The 14,469-nt window shown below is 54.7% G+C and carries 13 protein-coding genes; 5 read left to right on the top strand and 8 right to left on the bottom strand.

Annotated features, from left to right (window positions below):
• Positions 1-53: 53 nt before the first annotated feature.
• From RSX24_RS03845 to RSX24_RS03825, 5 genes are read right to left on the bottom strand one after another with little or no spacing between them, the layout of a single operon-like run.
• Positions 54-1,271, bottom strand: coding sequence for a YheC/YheD family endospore coat-associated protein (locus tag RSX24_RS03845; RefSeq protein WP_343259728.1), 1,218 nt, complete (start codon positions 1,269-1,271; stop codon positions 54-56).
• Positions 1,272-1,309: 38 nt separating this feature from the next.
• A complete protein-coding gene (locus tag RSX24_RS03840; RefSeq protein ID WP_343259727.1) occupies positions 1,310-2,413 on the bottom strand; it encodes a YheC/YheD family endospore coat-associated protein in 1,104 nt (367 codons plus the stop codon).
• Positions 2,413-3,786 (bottom strand): YheC/YheD family endospore coat-associated protein, encoded by a 1,374-nt coding sequence (locus tag RSX24_RS03835; RefSeq protein WP_236421179.1) that lies wholly within the window; start codon positions 3,784-3,786, stop codon positions 2,413-2,415. The genes RSX24_RS03840 and RSX24_RS03835 overlap by 1 nt, the downstream gene beginning before the upstream one ends.
• Before the next feature lie 52 nt (positions 3,787-3,838).
• On the bottom strand, positions 3,839-5,023 hold the full coding sequence (locus RSX24_RS03830) for a YheC/YheD family endospore coat-associated protein (protein ID WP_343259726.1): 1,185 nt from the start codon (positions 5,021-5,023) through the stop codon (positions 3,839-3,841).
• A 29-nt stretch (positions 5,024-5,052) separates the two neighbouring features.
• Complete coding sequence (locus RSX24_RS03825; RefSeq protein WP_236421181.1) at positions 5,053-6,420, bottom strand: YheC/YheD family endospore coat-associated protein; 1,368 nt, start codon at positions 6,418-6,420, stop codon at positions 5,053-5,055.
• 28 nt (positions 6,421-6,448) lie between these two features.
• Here RSX24_RS03825 and RSX24_RS03820 point away from each other — a divergent pair, with 28 nt between their 5' ends.
• From RSX24_RS03820 to RSX24_RS03805, 4 genes are all read left to right on the top strand, one after another.
• Positions 6,449-6,646 (top strand): hypothetical protein, encoded by a 198-nt coding sequence (locus tag RSX24_RS03820; RefSeq protein WP_339277174.1) that lies wholly within the window; start codon positions 6,449-6,451, stop codon positions 6,644-6,646.
• Between the two features lie 46 nt (positions 6,647-6,692).
• The gene (locus RSX24_RS03815; protein WP_236421182.1) at positions 6,693-7,040 is read left to right on the top strand and encodes a YlbF/YmcA family competence regulator; all 348 of its coding nucleotides are present in this window, start codon (positions 6,693-6,695) and stop codon (positions 7,038-7,040) included.
• Positions 7,041-7,138: 98 nt separating this feature from the next.
• Positions 7,139-7,423, top strand: a complete 285-nt coding sequence (locus RSX24_RS03810; protein ID WP_236421183.1) for a hypothetical protein — start codon at positions 7,139-7,141, stop codon at positions 7,421-7,423.
• A 191-nt stretch (positions 7,424-7,614) separates the two neighbouring features.
• Entirely contained in the window at positions 7,615-8,949 is a 1,335-nt protein-coding gene (locus RSX24_RS03805; RefSeq protein WP_236421184.1) for a DRTGG domain-containing protein, read from the top strand.
• A gap of 124 nt (positions 8,950-9,073) precedes the next feature.
• Here the strand turns inward: RSX24_RS03805 and RSX24_RS03800 are convergent, their stop codons facing one another.
• From RSX24_RS03800 to RSX24_RS03790, 3 genes are all read right to left on the bottom strand, one after another.
• Positions 9,074-9,403 (bottom strand): YtpI family protein, encoded by a 330-nt coding sequence (locus RSX24_RS03800; RefSeq protein WP_236421185.1) that lies wholly within the window; start codon positions 9,401-9,403, stop codon positions 9,074-9,076.
• A gap of 99 nt (positions 9,404-9,502) precedes the next feature.
• Entirely contained in the window at positions 9,503-9,991 is a 489-nt protein-coding gene (locus tag RSX24_RS03795; RefSeq protein WP_236421186.1) for a sporulation membrane protein YtrI, read from the bottom strand.
• Positions 9,992-10,018: 27 nt separating this feature from the next.
• The gene (locus tag RSX24_RS03790; RefSeq protein WP_236421187.1) at positions 10,019-10,345 is read right to left on the bottom strand and encodes a YtrH family sporulation protein; all 327 of its coding nucleotides are present in this window, start codon (positions 10,343-10,345) and stop codon (positions 10,019-10,021) included.
• 396 nt (positions 10,346-10,741) lie between these two features.
• On the opposite strand from RSX24_RS03790, the gene RSX24_RS03785 reads away from it, so the two are divergent.
• Positions 10,742-14,467, top strand: coding sequence for a DNA polymerase III subunit alpha (locus RSX24_RS03785; RefSeq protein ID WP_343259725.1), 3,726 nt, complete (start codon positions 10,742-10,744; stop codon positions 14,465-14,467).
• The last annotated feature ends 2 nt before the right edge of the window (positions 14,468-14,469 follow it).

The raw sequence follows: 14,469 nt of genomic DNA, 5'->3' as shown, positions 1-14,469 counted from the left end.
AGGATCGGGAACTCTGGAATGCCAGAGTTCCCGATCCTTTTTCGGTGACGGGGTTATCTCGTTCTTCTCTTCTTTCTAGACGGGGTGCTTCTGCGTATGGCCGGTGTGGCTGGTTTGACTGGTGTGACTGGTTTGGTCGGTGCGGCTGTTTTTGGGCGCGATGAGGTCGAAGAAACGGGACGATGCCGGTAAAGCCACAAGGCATATTCCAACGGCTGGGTGATGGCTTTTTCATATATTTCGCTTTCCCCGATTCTGGAAAAAACTTCGCGTGCCGGCTTCGGGTTGACCTCGAGCAAGTAGATGTGCCCGCTTTTGTCTATGGCCAGATCGAGCGCCAATTCGCAGAGGGCGCCATAGGTTTCCTCGAGAAAGGAAGCGATAGCAATGCCGAATTTTTCGGCGGTGCTCGCAATTTCGGCCTGCTTCTCCTCTTCCGGAATCCATTGTTTCATAAGCCGCTTCATTTCAATGGCTTGGCCGCCGCCGTGAAGATTGGAGGTGACGCTCTTTTCCGCCCCGATCCTTCCGGCACAACCGGTGAATTCCCATTCCCCCTCGCCGTTTTTCTGAACAAGCATGCGATAGTCGTGCACGCGCTGGTTGGGGAGCTGAAGCTGGATCCCTTGCTGCACGAGATATTTGTCCTTCATGTCCCAGTGCTGCAAAAGGGCTCCGAGGCGAGACATATGCACATTGCGCGGCGTGATGATTTGTCGTTTCTGGTTCCGTCCGCGTACCAGAACCGTGTTGGGCTCCTTGTTGCTGTGTTCGATGCGCAGAATGCCGCGACCGCCCGTGCCGTTGATCGGTTTGAGATAGATTAGCGGGTAGGTTTTCAACATTCGGTTCACGTCCGACATATCCTGAAACAGGCAGGTATCGGGAAGGTGTTCCCGAAAAGCGGCTTTGGTTGCAAGGAGCTGGTGAATGGTCCATTTGTTGCGCAAGGGGCGGTTCAAATACAAAAGATGTCCGTATTTTTTGCGGAAATCCTGCAATTGTACAAACCGGTGGTTTCTCTGGATCCGGCAGCGGTCAAAGATCAGGTCCGGGAATGAACGCCATTCCCTGGACCAGCCTTTTCCCGGATTATAAACCATCGCATTGATATGCTTGCCGCCGGAATGAACGTCTGCCGGCGTGAATACGTACACATCCAGTCCCCGCTTTCGACCTTCCAGTATCATCTTGCGGTAAATGCCTCGCTCCTCCAAGCCGCGATGATCGTTCAAATATAGCGTCATGATGCCGAGAACAGGTGAGGACACAAACAATCACCTTCTTTAGCGGTTATTCCTTTCCAAGTTCATTTGGGTTGGCGGGCCAGGTAAGTGCTGTATTGAAATATGCGTTCCAGCGATCGGCGGCGGATCTGGGGCTCATCGAATTTCATCGGCTTGGCGTTTGCCTCGAAAAACCAAAGCTCGCCAATAACGTCTATGCCGAGATCCATCGACATTTCGCCCAGCGTGCTTCCCGATCCACGCTCGATCTGCTTGGCGATCATGATCGACGTGGATTTGACTCGTTTCATCAGTGTTGCAGTCATTTCTTCTCCAAAGAGATCGGCCAGCAGCTTTTCCGGATCCTCCACGCTGCCTCCGCGGGGAACATGGGTCGTAATGCTGCGGGAACCCGCCAGCCTGGCACCGATTCCGGTTACGCTCCAGTGGCCTTTCCCGTTTTTTTGCACGAGCACGCGCAAGTCGAAAGGACGTTTGCCGGAGGAAGCCAATTCAATGCCTTGCTGCAGGATATAGGGCGTTCGGCCGGACTCCTGGCGCACGCGTGCCCACAGTTTTTGGAGCGTGATGGCCTTATACGTGGTGCTTCGTCTTTTGCTTTGGATTTTGAGTTTGTAGGGAAATTGATCCTTCTCCTGAAACTTGAGCATCATGATCCCTTTGCCCGCTTTCCCGCTTTCCGGCTTCAAATAAAGGTAAGGGTACTGCTGCAGCACTTTGCCCAGACCGGATGCGCTGCGCATCCGGCGGGTGTATGGAACGAGCTGTCGGGTCGTCTTCGATTTTTTCAGCCATTCGAAGAGATTCCATTTATTGAAGTAAAACGGGTTATACAGGCTGACGCCGGATTGAAGGCATTCTGCGATTTTGCGCTGGACAAACGGCTTGCTTTCATCCTCGCGGCTCGGGATGCGATTATACAACACATGAGGCAAAGGAAAGAACTGTGAAATCCATCGTTTGCTTCCTTTGCCAAGCGTGTAGCCTTTAACGGTGGGACCGCTCATATCCAAGTCGCGGACGGTCACGACGTATGCCAAACAACCCATATTTTCACCGGTGTTTATGATATCCTCGAAATTTTGATGGTTTCCCCTGAACATTCGCTGAGGATCATGCATGGTCAGTATGGCAATGACAGGTTTGAAATCATCGTGCAGGCTCATCAAATGTCGTCCCTCTTCCGGAACTTGCTTAAATACAGGCAGTGTTCCAAAATGTGCTCCACCGACGATTTGCCCTCCATTCGGAGGGAAGGGTGTCGGAATATGGAGCGTCCGGGTTTGGCGTTCGCTTCGAACATCCATACGTGCTCCTCCTGATCAATGCCCAGATCAAAGCCAAGTTCACCAATGAGATGCTGGTGTTGATTTTCGATCGCCTGGGCCAATGTGATGGCGACGGATTTGGCTTGCTGAAGAACCTCGCTTGCGCGGTCGCCGAAATTCTGGCTGAGCGCCTTTTCCGGGGTCATCAGGGAACCGCCGTTCTTGATATGTGTGGTGACGCTGCCGCGGCCAGCCTTTTTGGCACCGATCCCCACAACGACCCATTGGTTGTTCCCGTTCTTGTGCATATGAAAGCGAAAATCGATCGGGCAATGGTCAATCTCGATCAGCCGGATGCCTTGCTGAACGACATAACCGCGCAAGTGTCTGCCATGTTTCCCCTGAAGCATGCGCATGAGGCCGTTGAAGGAACCGAAGCGCATCAGGACATTTCCCTTTTTTGTACGGTAACGTGCAAAATAGCCGCGTTTGGGCGAATAGGTCAGGCGATAGATCCCGTTGCCGAGGCTGCCTGCCGTAGGTTTGTAATATACGAATTGATGGCGTTCCAGCATGTCTTTCATCTGTTCCACCGTCGGATTCGTGATGGATTCCGGGATATGAAGGCTAGCGGCCGGTTCGTTTTCGAGCAATTTGTAGATATCCGATTTATTGAAGAAGCTCCAGTTAAAGAACGGGATTTTGCGCCGGATGAATCGTTCCCGCAGCTGGTTGATTGCAGGGGAAAAGTCCGAACGGCGGCTGGGCAGACGGTTATACACCACGTCCGGCAAAGGCACGGTTTTGCGGGTGAATCCGCCGCTGCTGCTCAGGAAGAAACCGTTCACTGTTTCGTTTTGCCAGTTGATGTCCCGGGGCGTAAAGGCGAAAATATAGGATTTCCGGCTCCCTTCGCGGAGCAGTTGCTTGATGAATGCGGTACGTGAACCGAACGGATTGGAACTGCTGGCCATACCGTCGGTAAGGATCCCGATCAGCGGACCAAGTTGAACTTCGTCATTTTGCAAATTGCGGAGGTAGACGCTGCTCCTCTTCGGAACGTTCATCAGGTTGCGAATGCCTGAGGCAAGATATAGATGTTTGCCTGCTTTTCGGATTGGCTTGATGGTTGCCGGCACCCGGTCCCTCCCAAATCGCAGATGAATCTTTTTTTTGCCGGACAGATTCAGGCTTTTCATTAACGAACTGGATACATAAATCACTTTATCCGGTTGCTGCGTGAAATGCAGGTTGCAAGTGGTCAAACTCATGATTTATCCTCCTATCCTGAAAATATCCTTCAAGGCAAGCCGGCGACACGCCTTAGCTGCCGTGATTCCGGATGGGTTTCAGGCCAGCTATGCTGGATGTATTCGGCATTTTCGTTGGACGGTAAACGTCAGCGAGAACATGTTGCTGCAGCAGATAACGGGCATAGGCAAGCGGCCGGGTATGAACCCTTCGAAATAACTGCGGGTCATCTGCTTTTGCAAACGAGGAGCGGCCCGGTTTGGAGTTGGCTTCAAGCAGCCACAGGCGCCCATCGGAGTCCGCTCCGAAATCGAGGCCCAACTCGGCGAGTCTGCCGAAGTGCCTTTCCAACAGCGGGGGGATCCGGCCCGCGGCCTGCTTTATTTGTTCAAGCAATGCATTTGCTTCGGAAGCTCCGAACCGGTCTTGGAGATAAGGAAGCGCAGGGTAGGCCTTCCCGCCGCCATGAAGGTTGGACGTCAGTGTTTTCTCCGGGCCCTCCCGTACCATACATCCCGTGAGCAACCAGCGTCCGCGGCCGTCTTTCTGCATCAGCGCCCGAATATCGAACGGACGTCCATGATGGCTAAGGTCAAGGTAAGGCTGTATCAGAAGCCTGCGTCGGGAGCTGCAGGCATGAAGCCGGGAGGATACGCGTTCGGGCGTTTGAAATAGCCAATGAAACGGCTCGTTGGAATGGTTGCGGCCGTCGATGACCCAAGTGGACGGCTCGGTGCCGCGAGCCAGGCGAAAGGTGTTTTTCCCGTGTGTTCCGGACACGGGCTTGAAGAACAGGCCCTGCGGCCATCGTTCCAGCCAAGTCTCCCACCGAACGTGCGGTTGAAACAGCGCCGTCTGGGGAAGAAGCTCTTTCGTTTCCGAATCACGGCTTAGAATCTGATGCACCTTCCATTTGCCGGGCAGTGAAGCGGACCAGTACGTCGTTCTTGCTCCAGGGCCAGGAGCGCTCAGCTGCTGTCTCCACGCCTGGGGCAATGGCTGCAGACTGCGATCCATCACCAGCTTGGTTGCAGGCAGAGGCACGGCTCTCCACTGATCATCAACGAAAACGAATCCTTGCTTCGGCAATGCTGCTTGGTTGTCATCAGGCAACGGAAGCACAACGATGCGAATTCCGTAAGGCCCGCTCTCCAGACTAAGCCGGCGGCAGAAGGGTTCATCCGAAAAGGAAGGTGAGCCAGCTGCTTCACGGACCAGAATCGTCAGGATGTCGGGCGGGAAAGTTCGGTTTGGCAACGGTTCAACACCTCCAGCGGAATTCGCCTTTAGAAACCGGCGAGATACGTCGAATATTCAAGCATCGCCTTCACGGAAGGCCGGATCTTGCTATCTTTCAACGGAGTATTATCATTTTTGGACGGCTTGGAGTTGACTTCCAGCAGCCAGACGCGTCCGTTCGTATCGAAGGCCAGATCGACGCCGAGCTCTCCGAAATGGGCGGGAATGGAGCTTTCGATGCCTTTGGCGATATCCAATGCCGCTTGTTTCAGGTTGGCGTAAGCTGAGGATTTGACGGAAGAAGACAATGAGGTCCGGGACACGGCTTCTTTGACCGTGCTCAGCGACCCGCCCCTGGCGAGATTGGAAACATAATGGCTGCCACCCGCAATCCGTGCCACGATGGACGTTACATTCCATTTGCCGGTACGGTTTTTCTGAACAAGTGCACGAAAATCGACGGGTCTGCCGTTATTGTCGATCAGATTCAGGCCTTGTTGGATTTGATATCGCGTGGATTTGTTTTTGCCGGATACGCTGGCATACAATTTATCCAGCGACGAGTACGTTTGCTTCCGTGTACCGCCAACGCCGGTCGTAAGGGTCAGGAAGCTTCCATCATTTTGCCGGGTGACCCGAATGATGCCTTTGCCCAGCGACCCGCGTACAGGCTTCAGGAACACGACCGGGTATCGGCCGCACATGGTTTTCAGCGTGGCCGCGCTTTTGAGCAAATGCGACTCGGGAAGGACGCGTTTGAGCGATGAAACGGACTTCAAGGCATCGAACACTTCGTTTTTGTCCAGAAACTTTTCGTTGAAGGTTTGGGTGCCGTAGAGTGATTTTACTTCTTTGATGAAATGCTGTACGCTAGGTTTGTTCTCGAGTTTCCGGGACGTGAGACGGTTGTTGACGACATCTGCAATGGGCAGCTCCTTTTTTTTCCAGCCGTCATCGTATACCCAGCCCTGCATGCGGCCTTGAATATCTCCGATATCCTCTGTGGTGAAGAAGGATACATAGGCGCCTTTCTTGCGGCATGCATTCACCAATTCCCGGCAAAACATGGTGATGGAGCCGAAAGGCCGATCGGGCTGATCGGGGTAATCCCGGCTTACCAATACACAGATGAATGGACCGAGGCGAAGCGTGCGGCTGCCTGGACGATAGGACATTTTCAAGACTGAACCGTGAATCAGGCCGGTTCTGCTGGCTACAGTTTGATTGATCCGCAGGCCGTCATACTTTGGCACGGGAATTACGGTGACTTCACTGCGGAAAGAACCGAATTGCAGCTTTAGCGGTCGACCAGAAGGGATTTTAAGTGTCTTGAGCACCCCTTCGCCCAGCATGATGACGTCGTCCTGCAGGATGCCCGAGCCGATGACCTGTATCGTTACTTTTTTAGTGGACATCTCGGATCTCCTTCCGGGCGGCAACTTGATGTCTGATGTTAAAGTTGAAGCGGCATCTGAACATGGATGTGCTTCATCATATGAGGACATAAATCCCTTGGTGATTGACCCATTTGGATTAAATGCAATCTATGTATCGAGCGACGCGGCGGTTAGGCATGGACAGGCGCAGCTGATGGATGTGTATCCGCGTGTTGCAGGTGAATGGACGTTTCGATGGAAATGAAAATGAACGAAGTAGGCCGTAACGGCGAATCAAGGAGGAAATGAACATGAACATTTACGACAAGGCCAACGAGTTGGCAAAAGCATTGAAAGAAAGCAGCGAAGTGACGGAGATCACTTCGGCGATGAAGCTGATCGAAGCGGATCCGGAAGCCAAAAGCATGCTGGACAATTTCCGTACGCAGCAGATGGAGCTGCAGCAGCGCATGATGAGCGGTGACATGCCTGCTCCCGAAGAAATGGAGAAAATGGAGAAATTGTTCGAGGTACTCAGCCTCAACTTGAACATTCGCCGATTGTTCGATGCAGAGCGCCGTCTGAGCGTAATCATCGAGGATGTTAACAAAATTATTTCTGACAGCCTGAGCCATCTGTACGGAGGCCCGCAAGCGTAATCGGGGACGTTTCGTGTACAAACCTTTCATAATGCATGGCCTGCGTTCATAGACTAGAGATATAGAGTCTACCAAGGACGCGAAGGAGCTGTGTAACCGTGAAAAGGTTTAAAAAAGTAAAACATGTTGTCTACCTGCTGATTGCCTTGTCTATGCTTGTCATTGCACTGCCGCGAATTTCCTTTGCAGGCGGAATGGACTGGGTGAACGTTTTCGGCATCGTTTGGGTGCTGTTCTCCCTGCTCGTCATCGCCGCGCATCTTCATTTCATCCTTGGTGTGGATGAGGAGAAGAAGCGGGCGCTGGAAGCCGTACGGCGCGCCAAAATGCGTCAGTGGGAAATTAAACTGCTGGACAAGCAGGAGCAGGGAAAATCGGTATAATCTGCGTATTGCTTGCCTGAAAAAGGCCGGGCTCCCATTCCGTGTGGTAGGGAGCCCGGCCTTTTTCCATATTGCCAAAGATAATCCGGGCACGATGCTTAGGGACAACATGTCGGACATGGGGTTATTTTCCTAAAGCCGTGTTATAATAGATACAGAATAATACAGATTCATCTTCGGGGGTGGTACAGATGGACGGCCAGGAAGAAAACATAACGAAGCACGAGCAGTTATTGCAGCACATCGAACAACTCAAGGTAGGCAGCAAAATATCGGTTCGCGGCCTTGCGCGCGATCTTGGCGTCAGCGAGGGAACGGCCTATCGGGCCGTGAAGGAAGCGGAAAATTTCGGGCTGGTGGTCACCAAAGAACGGATCGGGACGGTACGGATCGAAAAAAGACCGCGCGGCATGTCGGAGCAGCTAACCTTTGCCGACGTCGTCACCATCGTGGAAGGCCACGTTCTCGGCGGGAGCGACGGGCTGGCCAAACCGCTTCACAAGTATGTCATTGGGGCAATGAAGGAACAGGCCATGGCCCGATACATCGATGCAGGAAGCCTGCTGATTGTCGGCAACCGGGACAATGCCCATTCCCTGGCGTTGGAGCAGGGGGCAGGGGTGCTCATTACGGGAGGATTCGGGACGAGCCGTGAGGTCAGGCTGCTGGCGGATGAACTGGGGTTGCCGATCATTTCGTCGCGACATGATACGTTTACCGTGGCTTCGATGATCAACCGGGCGATTTTTGACAGGCTTATCAAGAAAAAAATCATGCTGGTTGAGGATATTATCGGACAGAAGCCAAGGCTTCAAGTCCTTAAAGTGAGCAGCCTGGCTGCGGATTTCCATGCGCTTGTGGCCGAGACGGGAGAACATCGCTTCCCTGTCGTGGATGAGTGGAACCGGGTAATCGGCATCGTCAGCCTCAAGGATGTCAGCGAGCTTCAGGCCGGTCAAAGCATCGAAAAGTGCGTCGTCCGCCGCCCGGTTACCGCCTCGCTGCAGACATCTCTCGCTTCCGCCGCCCAGATCATGACGTGGGAAGGCATCGACTTTTTGCCGATCGTCGATCGGAATCGCAAGCTGATTGCGTCCGTGACGCGCAAAGAAGTGCTGCAGGCGATGCGGGATGCCCAGAAGCAGCCGCAGCTTGGAGAGACGTTTGACCATTTGATCTGGAACGGCTTCGCCGAGGAACGCGGAGAACAGAACGAACTGATCTTCCATGGATTCATCATTCCGCAAATGGCGACGGATCTGGGTACCATCTCGGAAGGCGTACTGCTTAACATCATGACCCAAGCCGGAAGACGTGCTGCCTGGGACGTGACGGGCAATGACCATGTCGTCGACAATATCACGACCTACTTTGTAAGGCCCGTGCAGATTGAAGACCAGATCATCGTCCGCCCGGTCATCCTGGAAACGAGCCGGCGAACCTGTAAAATGGATATCGTCATTTCCAGCGAGGGCAACACGGTGTGCAAGGCGGTCATGACGCTGCATTCGATCGATCATGCGTAAGTTATTGCGAGAATAAGGGGAGATCACTGGCGAATGCGTATAAAACGCTGAATGCATTTGTTTCGCCTGATCTCCTTACCCGCATTGGAACGCAACCTGCATCCTCTAACGCGCCAGTCCTTTTTCACCGGGGTCCGGTGCCGGCGCCTTGCGCTTGGTCTATTCGTCTCGCATAATGGCTTCGGTTGCGGAGGCCGGCGAACAGATTGAAAGCACCGATAACCAGAAATAGCGCTTCCACAATAACGGACAGGGTGGAGCCCGTAAACACAAACATCAGAATAAGGGCGAGCAGAATTAACATAATGCCCATCCAAATGTTGGTCCACGAACGGTACAATCCCGTTTGGGCGGCGCCGGAAGAACGATGTGAACGAATGCTGTTCAGGGCGGAACAGATCATGGCAAGGGCAAATGCTGCAATGAGGACCATCTTTAAAACTTCAATCAGCATGCAGTGCATCTCCTTTTCTGGAAAACATTCACTGCTCTCAGTGTACCATGCCCTTTTGGACAAGGATATCTTTTTGTTTCCATCCGATCGGCCAACTGGCTAGGTAGGAACATGCAGCCGAATCTGCACCCATACATGCAGCACGCCTTCCATGACCAGCATCGTTTTGACCTGCACGCTGTACTGCTTTTCGCGAACGGTGTACGTTTTTTGATTCAGCATGATTCGGGTCATTTTGCTGTACTCGTCAATGTTAAAGACGTCCCGCCCGCGCAGCACTTCAAGTTCGTCGCCCAGCTTTTGCAGCATGATTTTGAGCGCGGCCTGATCCGGCCCGTTATCGGATTCCTCCGACAGCACTTTGATCTCTTTAATCACGGTTTGCCGTTTGCTGTATTTTTTCAGCGTGATGATATCCTTCTCGTTTTGATGCAGTCGAAGCTGCAATTCCTGATTCGTAAGCCAGAGCTTGTTGTAGCTTAGATGGAAAATCCCGTTATATACGATGCTGCCGGCGATCGCTCCGAGTACAAAAACAGCGGTCATGCGCATCAGCGGCCGATAGCGGGAAAAGGGAGGGATTCTCATACACGTCGCCCCTTCCTCATCCTCATGTCAACTCCGCCCCCCGCAGATCCACTTGACCAATTCCGTTCCCATATGAGCGCCCATGAATGCCGAGATCAGATACAAAATCTGTTTGACCGCCGGAGACATGTTGCCATCGAGGAAATTGCTCTCGATCACCCGCATGGGATCAATGGTACCTCCCACGGCAGCCGCCAGCGCCCATATTTTGATTTTGCTGGAAATGTCAAGCATCGTCTGCGTCGGAGGCTGCATGGACAGAACGGCTCCGATGCCTCCCAACATAGCTCCACCCAGCACGATGCCGAACGCGATGAAAAAATCGAGAATGGCTTTGGACAAAAATGTGCTCACCTGTAAAACACCCCTTTCAGACCCAGCGGCGCACCTCCTGTCTTCGGTCAGAGGCAGGGGGAGCAGCTTGTACTTCTATATGTATGGGCATGCCCCCGAACGTTATGATAAACTTTAAAGATTCGTTCGGGATTCCTTCATTTTCATAGTCGTCGGGACGAACGGAAACGCTTTTCCGCTTTGACTCTGCTGCGCCGATGAATTATGATGGAAACAAGTGTTTGTATGTCCTGATATCATGAATATAGCGATGATGAATAGACGGGGATTTGGGGAGGACAGAAGCTCGATGGAGCGGGAAATCGCCGTCCCGAGAGCGGAAAGCCGAGCAAATAAATATAACGATAGAGACGAAGGAATGTGGAATAGCAATCCGCGGCGAAAGGAAGACAAGCCATGAGTTCTTTTGTGCATTTGCACGTTCACAGCGAATACAGTTTGCTGGACGGCGCTGCGCGTATTCCGGATCTCGTGAACAAGGCCGCAGATCTTGGAATGACCGCATTGGCGCTAACCGATCACGGCGTCATGTATGGCGCCATACCTTTCTATAAAGCTTGCGTTCAGCGCGGCATCAAGCCGATTATCGGATGCGAAGCTTATATGACGGCAGGTTCCCGGAAGGAAAGGGGAAGCCGGAAAGACCAGCCGATCCATCACCTGATTTTGCTGGCCAAAAACATGACCGGTTACCGCAATCTGATGAAATTGTGCTCCATCGGTCATCTGGAAGGATTTCATTATAAACCCCGCATCGATATGGAGAGTTTGGCCGAGTACCATGAGGGGATCATATGCATGAGCGCGTGCCTGGGCGGGGAAGTGCCGCAGCATTTGCTTCACGGGCGCGAGGAAGAAGCGCGGCGCGCGGCGCTGCGTTACAAAGCGATCTTTGGCTCCGACTTCTATCTGGAACTGCAGGATCATGGCCTGCCCGAGCAGAAACGGGTAAACCCTCAGTTGATCCGACTGGCGGAAGAACTCGACATCCCGCTTGCCGCGACCAATGACGTTCATTACTTGAACGAGGAAGATGCCGAGCTTCAGGACGTGCTGATTTGCATCGGCACCGGCAAAACGGTGGACGACGACACCCGCTTGCGCATCGGCACCAACCAATTGTACCTCAAAAGCGGACAGGAGATGGCCCGCCTGTTCCCGCATGTGCCGCAGGCTTTGGAAAACACGGTCCGCATCGCGGAAGCGTGCGAATTGGAACTGGAATTCGGCAAATCGATTTTGCCGGAGTACCGTCCGCTTCCCGATGGCATGACACCTTCGGAATATTTGCGTCAGCTGTGCGTGGAAGGCATGCACTCCAGATACGCGGAAACGCCGCGCTGGACCGATCCGGAGCTGAAATCCGAACTGGAGCAGCGGCTTGACTACGAGCTGCAGGTCATCGACAGCATGGGATTCTCGGATTATTTTCTGATCGTATGGGACTTCATTGCGTACGCCCATCGCGAGGGGATCGTGACGGGCCCGGGCCGGGGTTCCTCGGCAGGCAGCCTTGTTGCCTATACGCTGCGCATTACGGACGTTGATCCGATGAAATACAACTTGCTCTTTGAACGTTTCCTGAATCCCGAGCGCATTTCCATGCCCGATATCGATATCGATTTCAGCGACGAACGCCGGGACGAAGTGATCGAATACGTGGCCCAAAAGTACGGCAAGGGACACGTCGCCCAGATCATTACCTTCGGGACGATGGCGGCCCGTGCGGCCGTGCGGGACGTCGGCCGCGCCCTGAACGTGCCGTACGGCGAGGTCGACAAAGCGGCGAAGCTCATCCCTGCCCAACTCGGCATCAGCATCGAGCGGGCGATGGAGGCGTCTCCGGAGCTGAAGGGTTTGTACGAAACCAAACCAAGGACGCGCGAATTGCTGGACATGGCCGTGAGAGTGGAGGGCAAGCCAAGACACGCATCGACGCATGCGGCGGGGGTCGTCATTTCCCGCGATCCGCTGACGGATGCCGTGCCGCTCCAGGAAGGCAGCGAAGGGACGGCGCTAACCCAGTATTCCATGGAAAACCTGGAAGCGATCGGATTGCTCAAAATGGACTTTCTCGGTCTGCGCACCCTGTCGATCATCGAACGGTGTTTGCGGTGGATCGGCGAGACGGGCGAGGTTCCCGATTTCCGCCATATCCCGGATAACGACGCGGCGACCTACGAAATGCTCGGCCGGGGCGATACGATGGGCATATTTCAGCTGGAGTCCGCGGGCATCCGCCGGGTGCTGAAAGAACTGAGGCCCAGCGTGTTCGAGGATATCATTTCGGTGCTCGCCTTGTATCGTCCGGGTCCGATGGAGTTCATTCCGAAATATATTCAGGGCAAGCATGGAGAGATTGAGGTGGAGTATCCGCACAAGGACCTGGAGCCGATCCTGAAGGATACGTACGGCATCATCGTGTACCAGGAACAGATTATGCAGATTGCGTCCCGCATGGCGGGTTTCTCGCTTGGAGAAGCGGATTTGCTGCGCAGGGCAGTATCCAAGAAAAAGAGGGAAGTGCTGGATGAAGAGCGCGGCCACTTCGTGCAGGGAAGCTTGAAGCAAGGGTACGGCGAAACGGAAGCCGATCATGTCTACGACATGATCGTACGCTTCGCGAACTACGGCTTTCCGCGCGCGCATGCGGCGGCGTATGGCGTGCTGGCGTTTCAGACCGCCTACCTCAAGGCGCATTATCCGGTACATTTCATGGCATCCATGCTGACGGCCGTCATGGGCAGCCACCGCAAAGTCGCGGAATATGTCGTGGAATGCCGGCGAATGGGCATCGAGGTGCTTCCGCCTGACGTCAACCAGAGCGGCATTCTTTTTACGCCGGTGTTCGACTTCACAGAAGGCGGGGATCGCCGCATTGCCAGTGAAGACATGCCGGCCCGCAGCAGGGGGGGCTCCATTCGTTTCGGTCTTGCTGCGGTCAAAAACGTAGGCACGCAGGCGATGGAAAGCATCATGCAGGTGCGGAAGGAGCGTCCGTTCGACAGCCTGCTCGATTTTTGTCGCCGCGTGGACTTGCGGGTATGCAACAAACGGGTGATCGAGTCGCTGGTTCAAGCAGGGGCTTTCGACACGCTGCCTGGTCATCGGGCCCAGCTGCTGGCCATGCTGGACGAAACGGTAGAGGCAGCGTTGAAATGGCGGAAGGAACGTGAGGATTTGCAGATCCAACTGTTCGATTTCGTGGAAACGCCCAACTGGGAAATCGATTATCCGGAAATTCCGCCATATTCCGCTACCCAGCAATTGGAGCTTGAACGGGAGCTGCTCGGACTGTACCTGTCCGGCCATCCGCTGGACGATTACGAGGCGCTGCTGGAATCCAGCGGGGCCGACCGGATCATGGAACTGACGGAAGCGGCGGACGATGCGATGGCCGTCGCGGCCGGGATGGTGGTGTCCGTGAAGTCGATCACGACGAAACAGGGCAAGGCGATGGCGTTCATGGAGCTGGAAGACCAGATCGAACGCTGCGAAGTGGTTCTCTTTCCCGAAGTATGGCGGCGGAGCCAGCAGTATGTCGGGAAAGGCGAACTGCTCGTCGTGCGTGCGCGCGTACAGCACCAGGACGAGGGGTTCAAGCTGCTGGCCGAGGAAGTGGCGCCGCTCGGTCCGGCGGCACTGGAGCAGCAGCTGCGCAGCCGCGAACGGCGCGGCCGGTCCGGCAGCGGCAGCGCCTCGCGCCCGGCAGCCGGGGCACGGCAGCCGGTTGGCGCGGGAGCCGCTCGGCAGCGGAGCGGGGCAGGCGATGGCGCAGCAGGGCCGCGCGGCGGAGCCAGCTCAGGCAGCGGCGGCGGAGGATCGGCAGCTGCCCGAGCGGCGGCTGGCCAAGCCGATGGCGGAGCCGTGCAGGAGCGGCGCGCCCCGGCAGCGGAGCAGCGGGTGTTCGTGAAGATCACGCCGCAATCGGAACAGCCCGAGTTGCTGGAGCGTCTGAAGCAGCTGCTGCAGCGGCATCAGGGACCCGTGGCCACGGTGCTCTTCTATGAGCGGCAGCAGAAGCTGCTGGCACTCAGCGATGCTTACCGCATCAAACCTTCGCCGGAATTGTTCGCCGAGATGGAGAACATGCTGGGCAAGGACACGGTCCGAATCAAATGATC

The organism is Paenibacillus hubeiensis (assembly GCF_032334105.1).
GTDB lineage: Bacteria > Bacillota > Bacilli > Paenibacillales > Paenibacillaceae > Paenibacillus > Paenibacillus hubeiensis.
This window is presented reverse-complemented; position numbering and strand designations above follow the sequence as displayed.

Excerpts from the sequence above, each read along its gene's own strand:
- RSX24_RS03840 (WP_343259727.1), bottom strand. The coding sequence starts at position 2,413 with ATGAGCCTGCACGATGATTTCAAACCTGTCATTGCCATACTGACCATG.
- RSX24_RS03835 (WP_236421179.1), bottom strand. The coding sequence starts at position 3,786 with ATGAGTTTGACCACTTGCAACCTGCATTTCACGCAGCAACCGGATAAA.
- RSX24_RS03825 (WP_236421181.1), bottom strand. The coding sequence starts at position 6,420 with ATGTCCACTAAAAAAGTAACGATACAGGTCATCGGCTCGGGCATCCTG.
- RSX24_RS03820 (WP_339277174.1), top strand. The coding sequence starts at position 6,449 with ATGTCTGATGTTAAAGTTGAAGCGGCATCTGAACATGGATGTGCTTCA.
- RSX24_RS03815 (WP_236421182.1), top strand. The coding sequence starts at position 6,693 with ATGAACATTTACGACAAGGCCAACGAGTTGGCAAAAGCATTGAAAGAA.
- RSX24_RS03805 (WP_236421184.1), top strand. The coding sequence starts at position 7,615 with ATGGACGGCCAGGAAGAAAACATAACGAAGCACGAGCAGTTATTGCAG.
- RSX24_RS03800 (WP_236421185.1), bottom strand. The coding sequence starts at position 9,403 with ATGCTGATTGAAGTTTTAAAGATGGTCCTCATTGCAGCATTTGCCCTT.
- RSX24_RS03795 (WP_236421186.1), bottom strand. The coding sequence starts at position 9,991 with ATGAGAATCCCTCCCTTTTCCCGCTATCGGCCGCTGATGCGCATGACC.
- RSX24_RS03785 (WP_343259725.1), top strand. The coding sequence starts at position 10,742 with ATGAGTTCTTTTGTGCATTTGCACGTTCACAGCGAATACAGTTTGCTG.